A 16,066-nucleotide genomic window follows, 5' to 3' on the forward strand; every position below is an offset into this window, starting at 1 on the left:
ATTTACCGTTGATTCCATGGAACGGTCGATACAACAGGTCGCCAGGCTCGCCGGCACCACCAGCCGCACGCTGCGCCACTACAACGACATCGGCCTGCTGCCGCCCAGCCGCATCGGACACAACGGCTACCGGTACTACGACGAGGCCGCACTGATCCGTCTGCAGCGCGTACTGCTGCTGCGCGAGCTGGGACTCGGCCTGCCGCAGATCCACCAGGTCATCGAGGCCGAGGCGGACGAGGCCGCGGCGGACGAGGCCGCGGCGCTGGAAACGCACCTGGGTCTGCTGCGCGCCGAACAAGACCGCCTCGCGCGACGGATCGCCGCGGTGCAGCACACCATCGATTCACTGCAAGGAAGAGGGAAGCTCATGGCAAAAAACATGTTCGACGGATTTGACCATACGGTGCACCGGGACGAGGTGGAACAGCGCTGGGGCAAGGAAGCCTATTCCCGCTCCGACGCTTGGTGGCGCGGGTTGGGCAAGGATGGGCAGGAGGACTGGAAGCTCCGGATGAAGGACCTGGGCAACGACTGGATCGCCGCGGCCCGGGATGCCGGAACCACCCCGGACTCCCCGCAGGCCCAGGACCTGGCCCGGCGCCACGTCCAGTGGCTCAGCGGCATCCCGGGAACCCCGGCGGCGGAGCCGGGCGGCGACACCAAGGGGTACGTCATGGGCCTGGCGGAGATGTATGTGGCCGACGAGCGCTTCGCGGCGAACTACGGCGGCTTCGAGGGCGCGTCCTTCGTGCGCGATGCCCTGATGATCCACGTCAAGACGATGCCGTAGCCGCAAAGAGTGTGCAGGCATCCCGCCTTCTACAAGTGCGTTGGCGCGAACATCTTCAGCAGCGTCTGCACCACCACCACGTTGGGGCCGTCGGCGGCAAAGGACTCCTCGAGCGCCTCGCGCACGTTTTCCGGGTCCACCAGGCGGGCCGGGATCCCGAAGGATTCGGCCAACGCCACGAAGTCCGGGCGGGCCAGCTCGGTGGCGGTGGCCTTCCCGAAGGCCCCTTCCATGTATTCGCGCAGGATCCCGTAGCCTCCGTCGTCGACGATCAGCCAGGTCACGGGAGCCTGGTGCTGCTTAGCGGTGGCCAGTTCGGCAATGGAGTACATGGCCGAGCCGTCGCCGGAGACCGCCAGCACGCGCGCCTGTGCGGGCGTCTTGCCCGCGACCTGCAGCCCCAGCGCCCCGCCGATGGCCGAGGGGAAGCCGAAGCCCAAGCCGCCTGCACCCTGGGCGGAATGGAACTCCCCGGCCTTGGAGTCCCAACAGCTCCATCCCCAGTAGGCGGAAATGGTCATGTCCCAGAACGTTTGCATGTCATCGGGCACCGCGGCCCGGATGTCGGCCATGAAGGTGCGCTCCTTGGACAGGTCCTGGGCGTCTAGCCGTGCGAAGACCTTGGCCAGGGTGTCGGCAACGACCTTCTCGGGGCCCTTCCCGTGCCAGTCGGCCTCGGTCCCGCCCTCGAGCATGCCCAGCGCCTCGCCGAGGTACTCGAGCGCCGCCTTGGCGTCGGCCCGGATGCCCAGTGCTGGGCGGTTGGATTCGAGCACGCGCGGCTCGGCATCGATCTGGATCAGGTGCCCGCGCGGCTCCAGGGTGAAGTAGTTGCTGGTGACCTCGCCCAGGGCGGAGCCCACCACGATCAGCACGTCGGCGTCCTCCAGGACCTCGGTGACGTGCCGGTCCTCGACCCAGGACTGCAGCGACAGCGGATGGTTCCAGGGGAAGGCGCCGTTGCCGCCGGGCGAGCACACGACCGGGGCGCCCAGGGACTGGGCCACGGCAAGCAGTGCGTCCTTGGCCCCGGCCCGGCGCACCCCGCCGCCGGCCACGATCACCGGGCGACTGGCCTTGGCCAGCCAGCGGACCGCTTCGTCGATGAGTTCGACGCGCGGCGGGTGCTCGTAGGCCTCGGCCAGCGCGTCGATGACCGGCGGGACCAAAACCGGGGCCAGCAAGACGTCCTGCGGGACCTCAACCCAGACCGGGCCCTGCGGCACGGTGATCGCATCGGCCCAGGCGTCCTGGATGGCCGAGGGGATGCCCGAGGCGTGGTGGACGGTGCGCTGGGACTTGGTGACGTTCGCCGCGGAGGCCTTCTGGTCATCGAGCTGGTGCAGCATGCCCTTGCGGCGCGCGCCGAGCCCGTCCAGCGGAATCTGGCTGGCCACCACCACCATGGGCACAGAAGTGGCATAGGCCTCCTGCAGACCGGCCAGGGAGGTCAGCGCGCCGGGCCCGGTGGACAGGAAGAGCACCCCGACCTCGCCGGTGGCCCGGGCATAGCCGTCGGCGGCAAAGGCGGAGTTGTTTTCCACGCGGGAGGAGACGAAATGCAGCTTCGAGCGCGAGAGCGCATCGAAAAGGCCCAGTGCATGCTGGCCGGGGATGCCGAAGACCGTGTGGGCACCGAGCGCCTCGAGGGTCTCGATGACCAGGTCCCCGCCGTTGCGCGTGCCCACCTCGGCGATGTCGTCCGGGCTCATGCCTGGGCCGCTTTTTTGTCGTTGGCGCGCTTGTCTGCGATCAGCGAGACCAGGTCGTAGGCCACGTGCGACGCGGCGACGCCCGTCATCTCGGCATGGTCGTAGGCGGGGGCGACCTCGACGATGTCGGCCCCGACGATGTTCATGCCGCGCAGCCCCCGGATGATCTCCAGCAGCTCGCGGCTGGTGATGCCGCCGGCCTCGGGCGTTCCGGTTCCCGGGGCATGCGCCGGATCCAACACGTCGATGTCCACGGAGATGTAGAGCGGGCGATCGCCGATCCGGTCGCGCAGCTTGTGCACGATCTCGTTCACGCCCTGGTAGTAGACATCCGAGCTGGTGACGATGCCGAAGCCGAAGCGCTTGTCGTCCTCAAGGTCCTTCTTGCCGTAGAGCGGGCCGCGGGTGCCCACGTGGGAGATGGCCTCGGTGTCGAGGATGCCTTCCTCCACCGCGCGGCGGAAGGGGGTGCCGTGGGTGTACTCGGCACCGAAGTAGGTGTCCCAGGTGTCAAGGTGCGCATCGAAATGCAGCATTGCCACCGGCGCGCCTGCCCGCTCGGCGGCGGCGCGCAAGAGAGGCAGCGCGATGGTGTGGTCCCCGCCGAGGGTCACCAGGGTGGAGCCGTCGGCAGTGAGGTCCAAGGCGTTTTGCTGGATGGTCTCGATGGCCTCATTGATGTTGAACGGGTTTACCGCCATGTCCCCGGCGTCGGCCACCTGGGTCAGCGCGAAGGGCGAGACATCCAGGGCCGGGTTGTAGGGACGCAGCAGGCGGGAGGACTCGCGGATGTGCGTGGACCCGAAACGTGCACCTGGCCGATAGGAAACTCCTGCGTCGAACGGAACACCCACGACCTTGATGTCGGCGGCCGGCACCTGGTCGATGCGCGGGAGCCGGGCATAGGTCCCCAGTCCGGCAAAACGCGGAATCCTTGAGGCGTCGATGGGCCCGATGTTTCCGTTTTCTTCAATGCGGAGTTCTTCCACGTTCTTCTCCCTCAGGGTTTCCGGCACCGAGCGCCGAACATGCCTTGTTGCTCAATATGAAACAACCGTTGCCCTGTATGCTATTTGTGGTGTGGGCAACAGTCAAGGCACCCGCCTCGGCCCGGGGATCAGATGGGCGAGCATGGCGCGGTGCCGCCACGTTCCCCGCATGGGCCCTGCCCCCGTCAACGCCCAACACGGCCCTGACATGGCTCCGTCCACCCTGCGAGAATCGTTCAATATGGACACACCCGGCAGCCGCTTGTTACTTCCGGTGCCTACGCAGCACCGAATCGGCAACTGCCAGCACAGCGCAATCGGGTGTGGATCAGTTCGTCGAACTTGGCCGGATTAGACGGGGTGGGACGCGGCCTGGCCAGCTCGCGCATCAAGAACACATACAGAAGTGCCAGGATGGTCGAAACGATCAGCACCACACCGAGCATGAAGCTCGGGGCGCCTCGGTGGAGTTCACCATGGCGCCGAAGAGTCCGTCGATCTCGGCGAGCGCCGCGCGTGATCAAGGTCGGCGGCGGGGGGCTTTTCATCGGGCATGCCTAGAAGCACTTTCAGTGATGGAAAGCCGTGCTTTTCCATCACTGAAAGCCACCGGTCAAACGTCCTGCCTGGGACGCTCCCGTTTCGCAAACGAAGAGAACAAGGCGCGGTCCGCCGCATACATGCAAATGGATATGCCCACAGACAATGCCAGTGCCTTGACGATCACTTCCTGTGGATTCGAGGGCAGCAACACCAGCTGGACGGGACCCACGAGGAAAATCAACAACACCATCCACAAAAGATAGGAAAGCGACATCGGTGGCTCCAGGGCCTCGGAATGGAATTGCCGACGCAAGATCGTGGCGACGCTGATAAAAATGATGATCATGGCCAGGGCTATCGCGCCGGGAATGACAAACGTTCTGGAGGTCCGGAGCAGTGTCAATGTGACCCCCGCAGTCCCGCCCAGGATCATCGCCAGCCACCACGGTGCCCAGAGCCGCTTGGGTCGCCAAGGAACCAAGGATGTGTCTTCGGGCAGGGTACTCACAAACAAAGTCCTTAAAGCAGGCGGGTGCAACGCAGGAAACGACTTCCCTGATGTATGCCGCTACAAAATGGTTGCTTTTCGGCGGCTGAATGTCAAAGCGGCGTACTGTCGCGCACGTCACCAAACTAGTTGTCACCATCTATGTCCAGGCTCGTTGGGCAAGAGTAGCGTTCCTTCTCGTGAAGAAAACCTCTGCGTCAGCCGGACTGGTTTCGCCCGTGCGAACCAAGACCCGTCCAAAACGCTTTTCAAGGTGGCTCCGTGACACCGAAATAGGTCAGGACCACGCGGAACCCGCCGGATCCACGCCAACCGGACACCGATGGTGGCAGGTTATGTGCCTCTCCGGCCTGGACTACTTTTCGACGCTTGGCTACCAACCCGCCATTGCCGCACTGGCGGCCGGCGCCTTGGCCCCGTTGGCCACGCTCTTGCTCGTGGCAGTCACCCTGGGTGCGGCGTTGCCGGTCTATCGGCGCGTGGCCAACGAATCCCCGCACGGGCAGGGTTCGATCTCCATGCTCGAGCGTCTGCTGCCCCATTGGAAGGGCAAACTGTTCGTCCTGGTGCTGTTGGGCTTTGCGGCCACGGACTTCATGATCACCATTACGCTGTCCTCGGCCGATGCCACGGCGCACATCATCGAAAACCCCTTCACCCCCGATGCATTCCACGGGCAGCAAGTCATTATTACGCTGGTCCTCATCCTGCTGCTGGGGGCACTGTTCCTGCGCGGCTTCCACGAGGTCATCTGGCTGGCCGTTGGCTTGGTCGCCGTCTACCTGCTGCTCAACCTCGTCGTCATTGCCGTCGCAGTGGCGTCGCTGGTTCGCGACCCCGCCCCCGTAGACCATTGGTGGCTGAACCTGACGGCCTCGCATTCGGACCCCTGGATGATGGTTGCCATTGCCCTGATCGTCTTCCCCAAGTTGGCCCTGGGTCTGTCCGGCTTCGAAACCGGCGTGGCCGTGATGCCCCAGATCCGGAAGGCACCCGGGGACACCGAGGCCAGTCCACTCGGACGCATCGCCGGAGCCAAGAAGCTCCTGCTGACGGCGGCACTGACCATGAGCGTCTTCCTGGTTTCCTCCTCGATCGTCACCACCCTGCTGATACCCGCCCCGGAATTCCAGCCCGGCGGCCAGGCCAATGGCCGCGCGCTGTCGTTCCTGGCCCACTCGATGCTCGGCGAGGGATTCGGCAGCGTCTACGACCTGTCCACCATCCTGATCCTGTGGTTTGCCGGTGCCTCGGCCCTGGCGGGGATGTTGAACCTCATTCCCCGCTACCTGCCCCGCTTTGGCATGGCCCCGGAGTGGGCACGGGCCGTCCGCCCCCTGGTGTTGGTACTCATCGGCATTGCCGTGGTCATCACCATCTTGTTCGAGGCAAGTGTCGACGCCCAGGGCGCCGCCTACGCCACCGGCGTGCTGGTGCTCATGGCCTCGGCCGCGGTGGCGGTCACCATCTCGGCCAGGCGCAAGGGCCAGCGGTGGCGGGCCATTGGCTTCGGGATCATTTCGGCCATATTCATCTACACCACCGGCGCCAATGTCGTCGAGCGGCCCGACGGCATCCGGATTGCCGGGTTCTTCATCGCCGGGATCATCGTCGTCTCCATGGTTTCGCGTTTCCGGCGCTCCACGGAACTGCGGGCCACGTCGGTGACCCTCGATGCGGAGGCCCTGAAGATCATCGAGACCTCCAGCCGGGATTCGATGGTGCGGATCATCGCCCATGAGCCGGTCCGCCTCTCGGCCGCCCGCTACCGGCACAAGCTTGCCCACGCAAGGATGGCCAGCCACCTGCCCGAGGATGCGCCGGTGGTCTTCATCGAGATCAGGGTCTCGGACTTCTCGGACTTCGCCCAGGACATCGTGGTTACCGGGACCACCCGGCACGGATACAAGATCCTTCAGGCCGAGGCGCCTTCCGTGCCCACCGCCATTGCCGCGATCTGCCTGGAAATCCGCGACCAAACCGGCCTGATGCCGCACATCTACTTCCGCTGGACCGAAGGCAACCCGGTGCACAACCTGTTGCGCTTCCTGTTCCTTGGCCAGGGCGAGATCGCACCGCTGACGCGCGAAGTGCTGCGCGAGGCCGAGCCGGCCATCGGCAAGCGCCCCTGGGTGCACGTGGGCTAAGGCACCTGGCATTCGACACCGCGGGCTTGCCCCCGCGGCCTAGGATTGCAGGGTCCCTGTCGCTTGTCGTGGAGTCTGTGTGTCTGCTGTGGAAAAGAATCCGTCCCGAGAGGGCGGGCGCAAATTGCTGCTCGCGCTGTTCGTTGCCTATCTCTGCCTGCTCGCCTGGATCGTGCTGTGGAAGCTCGAAGTCCCGTACCTCGGCGGGGGCGTGCTTCGCAAGCTCAAGCTGGTCCCGTTCGCTCCCGGTTCAGGGTTCGGGGCGAGCGCACCTTTCGAAGTTGTCGCGAACATCCTGCTCTTCGTGCCCTTCGGCCTCTACCTTGGCCTGCTCGCACCGTCGCGGCAGTGGTGGAAGGCCGCGGGCGCGGTCGCCGGGGCGAGCGCGGCGCTGGAGGTCATCCAGTACGTCCTGGCCCTTGGGAGCTCGGATGCCACCGACCTTGTCGTCAACACCGCCGGTGGACTGGCCGGGATCGGCCTGCTCGACCTGGCACGGCACCGGCTTCAGGCGAGGACGACCGCGGTCATGACACGGATCTGCACGATCGGGACCGTGTTCGCCCTGCTTTTGACCGGGGTCTTCGTGGCCTCTCCCCTGCGCTACGCGCCGCCGCGGGACGCCGCGGCCCTCTCCATGCACTCAGTACCCGCACAGCTGGCAGGGAACACGGCGAAGGACAATGTCCCCGGCTAAGCCCGAACACAAGCGGCCAGCGGACGGTGGCGGCTGGAGGTCTTTTCCGCGGGTTTCGTCCACGGGTTGGGCAACGGGTCCTAACGCGACGCGGCGGGGACCAGCGTCCAGGTGACGATGGCTTCCTCGCCCGTTGGATTCTTCCAGCTGTGCGGCTCGCGCCCCGGGAAAGTCACGGTGTCCCCCGCGTCGAGGTCAAGGCGCTCGTTGGCGAAAATCAGCACAAAGCGCCCGGAGAGGACATGGAGCACCTCCACCTCGCAATCCACCGAGTAGAGCTCCTTTTCACCCTCGCCGTGCGGGGCAATGACGGCGCGAATCACCTGCAGGCGCCGCTCCGAACGCGCCGTCACCAACCTTTCGACAATTCCTTCGCCTCCCAGTGAGATGCGCGGGGCCTCGGCAAGCCTGACCACGTGGGTGTCCGGCTGGGTGAAAAGCTCCCCGACCTCCAGGGACAGTACCTGGCAAAGGGTCACCAGCGATGCCACCGAGGGGCTGGTCAAATCGCGCTCCACCCGGGAGAGAAAACCCTTGGTCAAGCCCGTGGATTCGGCGATCTGGTCAATGGTCAGACGCTGGGCATGACGCGCCGCCCGGATCCGCGAGCCGATGGCGAGGGCAGCACTGCTGGGCTCAACGGGCAGGGCTTTCATCGGCGCGGGTCTCCAGGTGGGCTCGAGGGAAATATTGCGTTCATACAGCTTAGGTGCAATTGACGTGTGCGACACCTCACATTAGCCTGTAGAACAACAAAAGTTTACCCCTAGGCATCCCAGAATTGCACCCCAGTTCATTCCCAGCAAAGGCTCCCCCATGGAATTCATCAATGGCACGATCGTTGCCGTCTATTTGGCGGCTATGCTCATCTTCGGCTGGTGGGGAAAATCGCGCACCAAGAACAGCAGCGACTACCTCGTGGCCGGCAGGCGGCTCGGCCCGTTCCTGTACACCGGCACGATGGCGGCGGTCGTCCTGGGCGGGGCCTCCACCGTCGGCGGCGTCGGCCTGGGCTACAAGTTCGGGATCTCCGGCATGTGGCTGGTCGTGGCCATCGGCGCCGGCGTCATCCTGCTCTCGCTGCTCTTCGCACCCACCCTGCAGCGCCTGAAGATCTTCACCGTCTCGCAGATGCTCACCCTGCGCTACGGCAGCAAGTCGGCAACCAACACCTCGGGCATCGTCATGCTCGCCTACACACTGATGCTCTGCGCAACCTCCACCAGCGCCTATGCGACGATCTTCGTGGTCCTGTTCGGCTGGGAGCGCTGGCTGGCCATCGCCATCGGCGGGGTCATCGTGGTCATCTACTCCACCATTGGCGGCATGTGGTCGATCACCCTGGCCGACCAGGTCCAGTTCGTCATCAAGACCGTGGGCATCTTCTTCCTGATGCTGCCCTTCGCACTGAACGCAGCCGGCGGCATGTCAGGGATCCGCGAACGCGTCGGGGCGGAGTTCTTCAGCTTCACCGGCATCGGCGTCCAGACGATCATCACCTACTTCGTGGTCTACACCCTGGGCCTGCTCATCGGCCAGGACATCTGGCAGCGCGTGTTCACCGCCAAGACCCCGAAGGTGGCCCGCTGGGGCGGCACCACCGCCGGCATCTACTGCGTGCTCTACGGGGCAGCCGGCGCCATCATCGGCATGGCCGCCAAGGTCGCCTTGCCGGAGATCATCGGCGCTGACACCAACAAGGACGTGGTCTACGCGGAGGTCGCCACTCAGCTGCTGCCCGTCGCCGTCGGCGGACTGGTGCTGGCGGCCGCTGTGGCAGCCATGATGTCCACTGCCTCCGGCGCGCTGATTGCCGCTGCCACAGTGGCCCGCACCGACGTCACCCCGTTCGTGGCCAGCTGGTTCGGCAGGCACGTGAAGGTGAACACCAACGAAAACCCGGAGCACGACGTGCGTGCCAACCGCATCTGGGTGCTGCTGCTGGGCATTGTCTCGATCGTGCTGGCCATCATGGTCTCCGACGTGGTCGCGGCACTGACCATTGCCTACGACATCCTGGTGGGCGGCCTGCTGGTGGCCATCATCGGCGGGCTGGTCTGGAAGCGCGGGAACGGGCTGGGGGCCGCCGCCTCGATGGCTGCCGGAACCATTGTCACCTTGGGCACCATGATCGTCCTGGAAATCCAGGCCGAACAGCGCTTTGACGGCATCTACGCGAACGAGCCAATCTACTTCGGATTGATTGCCTCGGCACTGACCTTCATCGTGGTCTCCCTGATCACGCGCCCCACCTCCGCGGCGGTCATCACCCGCTGGAACGCCCGGGTCGCCGGCCATGCCGACGCCGAGGGCGCGGAACTCAACGAGATCGCCGGCCGCTAGCACCGGATTCACGGCACGGACCGCATCCCGAAGGGAGCCCGTCTCCGCGCACTGCGCGCGAAGACGGGCTCCTTCCTTTCGCCGCAGCCCTTCCCCGGCGGGCCCCGTCGCTCCTAGGCTGGGCCGCATGGACAATCTCAAGGACCACCTCACCACGTACCTGGACAGCACGCGCGAAGCCATGCTCTGGAAGGTCGAGGGCCTCAGCGAGCAGGAAATGACCCGCCCCATGGTCGGGACGGGCACCAACATCCTGGGCCTGATCCAGCATCTGGCCACCGTCGAGTACGGCTACTTCGTCGAATGCCTCGGGTTCACGGTCGAGGATGAACGCCACGACGCGCTGATGGCCGATCCGGAAGTCAGCGCCGACATGTGGGTGCCCGCCGATGTCCCCTGCTCCGAGATCCTCGATTTCTACCGCCGCGCCATCGCCGCAGCAAACCACAACATCGCAGCCCTCCCCCTGGATGCACCGGCCACGGTTTCCTGGTGGGTGCCGGAGAAACGCGACACCACGCTCGGACGCCTGCTGCTGCACATGAACGTGGAGACCGCACGCCATGCGGGCCATGCCGACATCGTGCGGGAGCTCATCGACGGTTCCACCGGGATGCGCCGGGACAACACCAACATTCCTCCCTACGACCCCGCTGCCTGGACGCAATTGCACGCAAATATCTTGCGGGCCTCCGAATCACGGTAAAGTGGACCACAGCTTCACGAGACGCGTCGGCAAGCTCCGACTCAGACGCGCACCAACCCCAGGTTCATGGGTGGTTCGGATGAAGAAGCGGTCGCGGACCACTTGGCCCCGGCAAGAGCTCACGAAAGGCTTTCGCCCCCACATGGCACCTTCCATCCCCGTTTTGCCCCTGCTCGATGTCCACCGTGCGGTCGTCGAGCTGCGCCTTGCCGGATCCTGGCACAGCTACCACGTTGCGGACGCACCTTCGCTGGCCGCGGCCCTGGCCAATGCCGTCGGCTCGCCGCGCTTCGACGCCCACGCGAGGGAGCTGTCGGTGCGCATCCCCCGGGCCGGAAAGCCCGCCGGACAGGCGTTGTTTTTTAGTCTCAACGAATTTTCACTTGTCCTGCCAACGGCTACACTCGTGGGTTGAAGGGGAGTAGTTCCCAGACCCGCCGGCACGGCGGGACAGCGGTGCGTCGACATACTGGTTACAGCGTTGTAACCCGGCAATCCACCCGGGGCCACGGGCAATCCAGCCCGGCCCGGGCGAACGAGACCTTCGGTCCACACATTGGTGGCCCGAGGCTCAACGTACCCAAAAAGAAATCCTGCTGGGCCTCTCCATCGCATGGCCTCCCGAGGCCGTGAACGCCCACATGAGGATGAGAGCATGACGCAACAAGCGCCGACCCCCACTCACGCGCAGATCAAGCGCTGGCGCCAGTACCTGGCCGACGAAATCGCCGAGGGCGCGGTCTACCGCGAACTGGCCAACAAGCGCCAGGGTGAGGAACGCGCAGTCCTGCTGGGACTGGCAGCCGCCGAAACCCGACACGAGGAACACTGGCGCTCGCTGCTGGGCGAGAACGCCGACAAGCGCACCCGGCCCTCGATCCGGCGCACCATGCTCCGCTTCCTGGCCCGGCACTTCGGCTCGGTCTTCGTCCTGGCCCTGGCCCAGCGCGCCGAGGGCAACTCCCCCTATGCCGCAGACACCGATGCCAGTCGCCAGATGGCCGCCGACGAACTCGTCCACGAGGAGGTCGTGCGCGGCCTGGCCACCCGCGGCCGCAACCGGCTTTCAGGCAACTTCCGGGCGGCGGTCTTCGGAGCCAACGACGGCCTGGTGTCCAACCTGGCCTTGGTCATGGGCATCGGCGCCACGGGCGTGGCAACCTCCTTCGTGCTCTTCTCCGGCATTGCCGGGCTGCTGGCCGGGGCCCTGTCGATGGCCGCGGGCGAATACGTCTCGGTGCGTTCCCAGCGCGAGCTGCTCTCGGCTTCCAAGCCCACGGAGGTGACCCTGGCCGCGGCGCCGGACCTCGATCTGGATGCCAACGAGCTGGTTTTGGTCTACAAGGCCCGAGGCATGAGCGACGAGGACGCAGCACACCGGGCCGCCGAACGCATGGGCATCTACTCCTGCGACTGCAACCCCTCCACGTCGCTCCGGTCCGAGCTCACGGTTGCCGCCGATAGCCGGGAACACGAGGAAATCGGCTCCGCCATGGGTGCGGCTTCCGCGTCCTTCTGCTTCTTTGCCTCCGGGGCAGTCATCCCGATCCTTCCGTTCATTTTCGGCATGGAAGGCACCCCCGCGATCCTGCTCTCCGCCGTGCTGGTGGGCATCGCCCTGCTGGCGACCGGGGGCGTGGTCGGATTGCTTTCCGGCGCTTCCCCGGCCAAGCGCGGACTGCGGCAGCTGGCCATCGGCTTGGGCGCCGCCGCGGTCACCTACGTCCTCGGACTGCTCTTCGGCAGCTCCGTGGCTTAGCGGCACCACTGCAGGGACACCGGCACGTGCCGCCACTTTCATGGATCGGGGATCCGGCGGCACTCTTTCCTCGCTGTGCCCGAACGGGATGGCACTCGCCGGGAACGCAGTCGCCCACGATCCTTACTAGAACACATTTTCTAATATTCATGAAAATATCTTCCAATTGTCGGTGACTGGTTCTAAAATTGAAGTATGGCAACGACGTCATCGAGCGGTACCCCTTCTGACGGCACCACCGGTGGTGCCGTCAGGGACCTGGGCTACGATGCGCTATTGCACGACGGGGCGGACATGGACGCACTGGTTGCCGAACACTTGGCCCGCACCGGCACCGACGGGATCCTGTCCCTGGCCGCCGCGGTGAACGGAGCCCCGGTACTGACAGGAACCCATGAGGCGGTGACCGCCGTCGGCGCACTGGAAACCTTGAAATGCGCCGCCACGGCGAAGCAGGCCGACCACAGCGTCGCCTACCAGGATTCCTTGGTCGCCGATCGACAGCGCGCCGGGGTCAGGGAGAAAAACCCCGCATGGGGCTCAAGCGGGGACGTAGCCCTGATGCTGCATTTGTCCCCGAAAAGCGGAACCAAACGCACGAACGACTTCCGGATACTTGCCGAAGACCTGCCACACTGCCACCAGGGGCTGCGCCGCGGCATCATGACTTGGGACCAGGCGCACGTGGTAATCAGCGGCACCCGGAGCCTCAAGATCGAAAACCGGAGAATGATCGACGAGCTGCTGTGGGAGGACACCCACACCTGCTTCGAGGCCGGAACTGCGTCGCTGCGTGAGCTGGTCAACTACTGGGCCCTCGTCCTTGAACCTGAAACCGCCGAACAAGAGGAAGAAGACGCCACCGAGAAGCGGTATGTCAGCGGCTACCAAGTGAACGAAAACACCGTGCGGATCGTCGGTGACTTCCCGCTGGACCAGGGCGTTCCCATCCTGCAGGTCCTCAACCGCGAAATGGAACGCCCCCGGGAGCCCGGGGACGACCGCACCAACGCCCAGGTCGCGGCAGACACCGTCTTCGAGGCGATCACCGACACCAAGGCCACCGGCTCCAGGCCGGTGGAGCTGTTGCTGATGATGGACCCGGAAAGCCTCACCGGTGCCAGTGATGAACCGGCACTGATCCCGGGCCACGGATACATCAGCGCCACCAGGGCCCGGTCACTGGTGGCCGGCGACCCAGAGCACCCACTGAACACCTGGTACCGGCGCCTCTATGCAGCCCCGGACACCGGCAAATTGGTCGCGATGGATTCGGCCGCCCGCAGCTTCGCCGGAAACCTCAAGCGCTTCATCACCCTCCGCGACCAACGCTGCCGCACCCCTCACTGCAACGGCCGCATCGAGGAACTCGACCACGTCGTGCAGGTTCGCCGCAACGGGAAGACCACCGAGATCAATGGTTCTGGCCGCTGTCGAACATGCAACCGGACCAAGGAAGCGCCCGGATGGCACGAGGAGCCTCTGCCCGGACGAGGCCGCCATTCCTTCAAAATCACCACCCCGAGCGGCCACAGCTACACCTCCACGGCCCCGCCACCGCGGCCCGGCACCGGCAGTCGCCGGCCACCCCAGCGGATTTAGCCGCCCGCCGCCACGGGCGGGAAATCCACACCCAACGCCACCGGGGATGCAGCCACGCATCCCCGGCACACCCATGAGGCCAGGGCTGCCCGAGTCCAAGAATCAGTCGGCGAGCGCGGTGCGGGCCAGGTCTGCGGCACCCACCAGTCCGGCATCCGGGCCTAGCTCCGCACGGGCTACCTGTGCAAAGGGCCGGTATCCGCGCCCGCTGAGATTTTCGCGATAAGTCGCCTCTGCGGTTTCCACCAGCAACGGAACCGCGGCGCCCAGCCCGCCACCAATGACGAAGATTCCCGGGTCCAATACGGCGGCCAGGTTCGCTATCCCCCGGCCCAGCCATTGGCCTGCCTCGATGAGCAATTCGCGGCATGCCGGATCCCCGGCGGCGGCAAGCGACGTGACAATTTCCCCTGTCACCAGGTGGGGATCGTTCCCGACGGCTTCGCGCAGCGCATGGGCCACCGGCGAATGGACCGCCATGAGGCTGCGCCCCTCGCGGGCCAGCGCATTGCCCGACGCGTATTGTTCCCAGCATCCCCGGTTCCCGCAGGCGCAACGTTGACCGCCAGGCACAATCGTTTGGTGCCCGAATTCGGCAGCCACCCCGAACCTGCCGCGCTGCAGCTTCCCGTCAATGACGATCGACCCACCGATTCCTGTGCCGAGGGTCAGACACACCACATGGTCCTGCCCGCGGGCGGCACCAAAACGGTACTCGGCCCAGCCGGCGGCGTCCGCATCATTGCTCAGCAGCACTTGCCTTCCGGTGGCAGCCTCGAGCTTCGCGCGCAACGGCTCGCTGCGCCAGGCCAGGTGTGGGGAGAACAGCACGGTGTCGCCGGCCGGATCCATCCAACCTGCCGCCCCCACGCCCACCGCGGCCTGAGGGTGCCCCGCGCCAAGCTCTGCGACCAGGGAAGCCACGGTGTCCAGCACCGCGTCGGGGTCATGCCCGACGGTCGCATGGCGGGTCCGCCGTGAAACCCGGCCCTGGCCGTCGACCAGACCCGCGGCAATCTTGGTGCCACCGATGTCGATGCCGATGGCAGCAGCCTCTGTCCTCATGCCAGTCCCCGTACGCCGGAAATCGAACCATCGTTGAGCTCCACCAAAATGCGCACTGCCTCGGACGGCTCGTCCACCAGGAAGACCATGTCCTCCATGGCCCGACCGCGGGCCAGGTCCACCAGCAACGGGTAGGCCGGCAGCGTCCGGGTCCAATAATCGACTCCCACCAGCACCATCGGGCTGATGCTGCCGGCCGCCCCGTAAAAGTTCTCGCAGGCGTCCTGGAAGATTTCCTGCACGGTCCCCGCTGCCCCGGGCATGAACACGATTCCTCCGGAGCATTTTTCCAACAGCACCGCCTCGCGGGTGGCATTGGCGAAGTACTTGGCAATGTGGGTGGCGAACATGTTCGGTGGCTCATGGCCGTAGAACCAGGTCGGGATCCCCAGGTTCGCCAGGCCCACGGGCCAGCGTTCGCGCACGCGTGCGGCGGCCCGCGCCCAGCGGGTCACCGACGAAGCGAACCCGGGCTCGACCGCCAGCATTTCCAGCGCCTCGGCAAGGTTCTCGGTGCTGCCCGCGCCCAGATAGGCGCCCAGGTTTGCTGCCTCCATGGCTCCGGGCCCGCCGCCGGTGGCGACGATGAACCCCGCACCGGAGAGCGCGTAGCCGAGTCGGGCCGCCGTCGCGTAACCGTCGCTGCCGCGCTGTTGCGCATGACCTCCCATGACGCCGACCAGCGGAGCATGGGCCAGTGCCCCGTCGCGGATCTGCGATTCGAGCCGCGCGCCGATGGCATGGTCGTGCAGCGTGGAGGAAAGGGCCGCGTTCAACGCGTCGTGCGCCCCGGCCCCGTAGCGGTGCGAGAGCCAGGCGTAGATCCGCGCATCCGGGACCGTTTCGTAGGACCCGGTCTCCAACCCCGCATAAAGTTCGCCTCCGGAGTACAGTTCCCCGCGATAGGGATCGAAAGGCAGGCCCGGGATCTCGGGGAAAACCAGCGCCCCTCCCCCGCGCAAGCGGCGCTCGATCTTGCCCTCGATCTCGCACCCCATGAACACCGAACCGGCGGCCCGCAGTTTTTCCAGCATCGCGCCCCGGGCACGCAGGTCAACGGATTGCACGTGCCAGCCGTGCATGGAAGCGGCCAGGCGTTTGTCGGTGAGGGCCAGAGCGGCCGCTGCGTGCCTGTCGAAATCGGCCAGCGACGCAATCTCGATGACGCGCGGGAGCGGGTGCAAGGCCGGAGTGCTGTCCAT

At 65.9% G+C, this 16,066-nt stretch carries 14 protein-coding genes and 1 riboswitch; of the genes, 8 read left to right on the plus strand and 6 right to left on the minus strand.

From position 1 onward, the window contains the following. The first annotated feature begins 16 nt into the window (after positions 1-16). Complete coding sequence (locus OIU93_RS02575; protein WP_264268484.1) at positions 17-793, plus strand: MerR family transcriptional regulator; 777 nt, start codon at positions 17-19, stop codon at positions 791-793. A 29-nt stretch (positions 794-822) separates the two neighbouring features. Here the strand turns inward: OIU93_RS02575 and OIU93_RS02580 are convergent, their stop codons facing one another. The 3 genes from OIU93_RS02580 to OIU93_RS02590 form a co-directional block, all read right to left on the minus strand. Next, positions 823-2,505, minus strand: coding sequence for a thiamine pyrophosphate-binding protein (locus OIU93_RS02580; protein ID WP_264268485.1), 1,683 nt, complete (start codon positions 2,503-2,505; stop codon positions 823-825). Next, on the minus strand, positions 2,502-3,494 hold the full coding sequence (speB, locus tag OIU93_RS02585; RefSeq protein ID WP_264268486.1) for an agmatinase: 993 nt from the start codon (positions 3,492-3,494) through the stop codon (positions 2,502-2,504). Before speB ends, OIU93_RS02580 begins: the two co-directional genes overlap by 4 nt. 613 nt (positions 3,495-4,107) lie before the next feature. Further along, a complete protein-coding gene (locus OIU93_RS02590) occupies positions 4,108-4,545 on the minus strand; it encodes a hypothetical protein (protein WP_264268487.1) in 438 nt (145 codons plus the stop codon). Positions 4,546-4,880: 335 nt separating this feature from the next. Here OIU93_RS02590 and OIU93_RS02595 point away from each other — a divergent pair, with 335 nt between their 5' ends. Beyond that, positions 4,881-6,692, plus strand: coding sequence for an amino acid permease (locus OIU93_RS02595; protein WP_264268488.1), 1,812 nt, complete (start codon positions 4,881-4,883; stop codon positions 6,690-6,692). Positions 6,693-6,771: 79 nt separating this feature from the next. Further along, a complete protein-coding gene (locus tag OIU93_RS02600) occupies positions 6,772-7,389 on the plus strand; it encodes a VanZ family protein (RefSeq protein WP_264268489.1) in 618 nt (205 codons plus the stop codon). Positions 7,390-7,469: 80 nt separating this feature from the next. Here the strand turns inward: OIU93_RS02600 and OIU93_RS02605 are convergent, their stop codons facing one another. Next, positions 7,470-8,045 carry a cupin domain-containing protein gene (locus OIU93_RS02605; RefSeq protein ID WP_264268490.1) on the minus strand — a complete coding sequence of 192 codons (576 nt, stop codon included), beginning with the start codon at positions 8,043-8,045 and terminating at the stop codon, positions 7,470-7,472. 160 nt (positions 8,046-8,205) lie between these two features. On the opposite strand from OIU93_RS02605, the gene OIU93_RS02610 reads away from it, so the two are divergent. From OIU93_RS02610 to OIU93_RS02630, 5 genes are all read left to right on the plus strand, one after another. Beyond that, positions 8,206-9,732 (plus strand): sodium:solute symporter, encoded by a 1,527-nt coding sequence (locus OIU93_RS02610; RefSeq protein WP_264268491.1) that lies wholly within the window; start codon positions 8,206-8,208, stop codon positions 9,730-9,732. Between the two features lie 127 nt (positions 9,733-9,859). Further along, positions 9,860-10,438, plus strand: coding sequence for a DinB family protein (locus tag OIU93_RS02615; protein WP_264268492.1), 579 nt, complete (start codon positions 9,860-9,862; stop codon positions 10,436-10,438). A gap of 12 nt (positions 10,439-10,450) precedes the next feature. Next, positions 10,451-10,562, plus strand: a riboswitch (SAM riboswitch). An 18-nt stretch (positions 10,563-10,580) separates the two neighbouring features. Then, positions 10,581-10,853, plus strand: a complete 273-nt coding sequence (locus tag OIU93_RS02620) for a hypothetical protein (protein WP_264268493.1) — start codon at positions 10,581-10,583, stop codon at positions 10,851-10,853. Positions 10,854-11,093: 240 nt separating this feature from the next. Beyond that, on the plus strand, positions 11,094-12,197 hold the full coding sequence (locus tag OIU93_RS02625) for a VIT1/CCC1 transporter family protein (RefSeq protein ID WP_264268494.1): 1,104 nt from the start codon (positions 11,094-11,096) through the stop codon (positions 12,195-12,197). 195 nt (positions 12,198-12,392) lie between these two features. Beyond that, complete coding sequence (locus OIU93_RS02630) at positions 12,393-13,799, plus strand: DUF222 domain-containing protein (RefSeq protein WP_264268495.1); 1,407 nt, start codon at positions 12,393-12,395, stop codon at positions 13,797-13,799. A 102-nt stretch (positions 13,800-13,901) separates the two neighbouring features. Here OIU93_RS02630 and OIU93_RS02635 read toward each other — a convergent pair whose 3' ends face one another. Together OIU93_RS02635 and OIU93_RS02640 are read right to left on the minus strand one after the other, a co-directional pair. Then, positions 13,902-14,864, minus strand: coding sequence for an ROK family protein (locus tag OIU93_RS02635; protein WP_264268496.1), 963 nt, complete (start codon positions 14,862-14,864; stop codon positions 13,902-13,904). Further along, positions 14,861-16,066, minus strand: coding sequence for an LOG family protein (locus tag OIU93_RS02640; protein WP_264268497.1), 1,206 nt, complete (start codon positions 16,064-16,066; stop codon positions 14,861-14,863). Before OIU93_RS02640 ends, OIU93_RS02635 begins: the two co-directional genes overlap by 4 nt.

Origin of the sequence: Paeniglutamicibacter sp. ZC-3 (assembly GCF_025847175.2) — a bacterium.
GTDB classification, from domain to species: Bacteria; Actinomycetota; Actinomycetes; order Actinomycetales; family Micrococcaceae; genus Paeniglutamicibacter; species Paeniglutamicibacter sulfureus.

Excerpts from the sequence above, each read along its gene's own strand:
- OIU93_RS02635 (WP_264268496.1), bottom strand. The coding sequence starts at position 14,864 with ATGAGGACAGAGGCTGCTGCCATCGGCATCGACATCGGTGGCACCAAG.
- OIU93_RS02605 (WP_264268490.1), bottom strand. The coding sequence starts at position 8,045 with ATGAAAGCCCTGCCCGTTGAGCCCAGCAGTGCTGCCCTCGCCATCGGC.
- OIU93_RS02625 (WP_264268494.1), top strand. The coding sequence starts at position 11,094 with ATGACGCAACAAGCGCCGACCCCCACTCACGCGCAGATCAAGCGCTGG.
- OIU93_RS02615 (WP_264268492.1), top strand. The coding sequence starts at position 9,860 with ATGGACAATCTCAAGGACCACCTCACCACGTACCTGGACAGCACGCGC.
- OIU93_RS02580 (WP_264268485.1), bottom strand. The coding sequence starts at position 2,505 with ATGAGCCCGGACGACATCGCCGAGGTGGGCACGCGCAACGGCGGGGAC.
- OIU93_RS02640 (WP_264268497.1), bottom strand. The coding sequence starts at position 16,066 with ATGGACAGCACTCCGGCCTTGCACCCGCTCCCGCGCGTCATCGAGATT.
- OIU93_RS02620 (WP_264268493.1), top strand. The coding sequence starts at position 10,581 with ATGGCACCTTCCATCCCCGTTTTGCCCCTGCTCGATGTCCACCGTGCG.
- OIU93_RS02595 (WP_264268488.1), top strand. The coding sequence starts at position 4,881 with ATGTGCCTCTCCGGCCTGGACTACTTTTCGACGCTTGGCTACCAACCC.
- OIU93_RS02610 (WP_264268491.1), top strand. The coding sequence starts at position 8,206 with ATGGAATTCATCAATGGCACGATCGTTGCCGTCTATTTGGCGGCTATG.
- OIU93_RS02630 (WP_264268495.1), top strand. The coding sequence starts at position 12,393 with ATGGCAACGACGTCATCGAGCGGTACCCCTTCTGACGGCACCACCGGT.
- OIU93_RS02575 (WP_264268484.1), top strand. The coding sequence starts at position 17 with ATGGAACGGTCGATACAACAGGTCGCCAGGCTCGCCGGCACCACCAGC.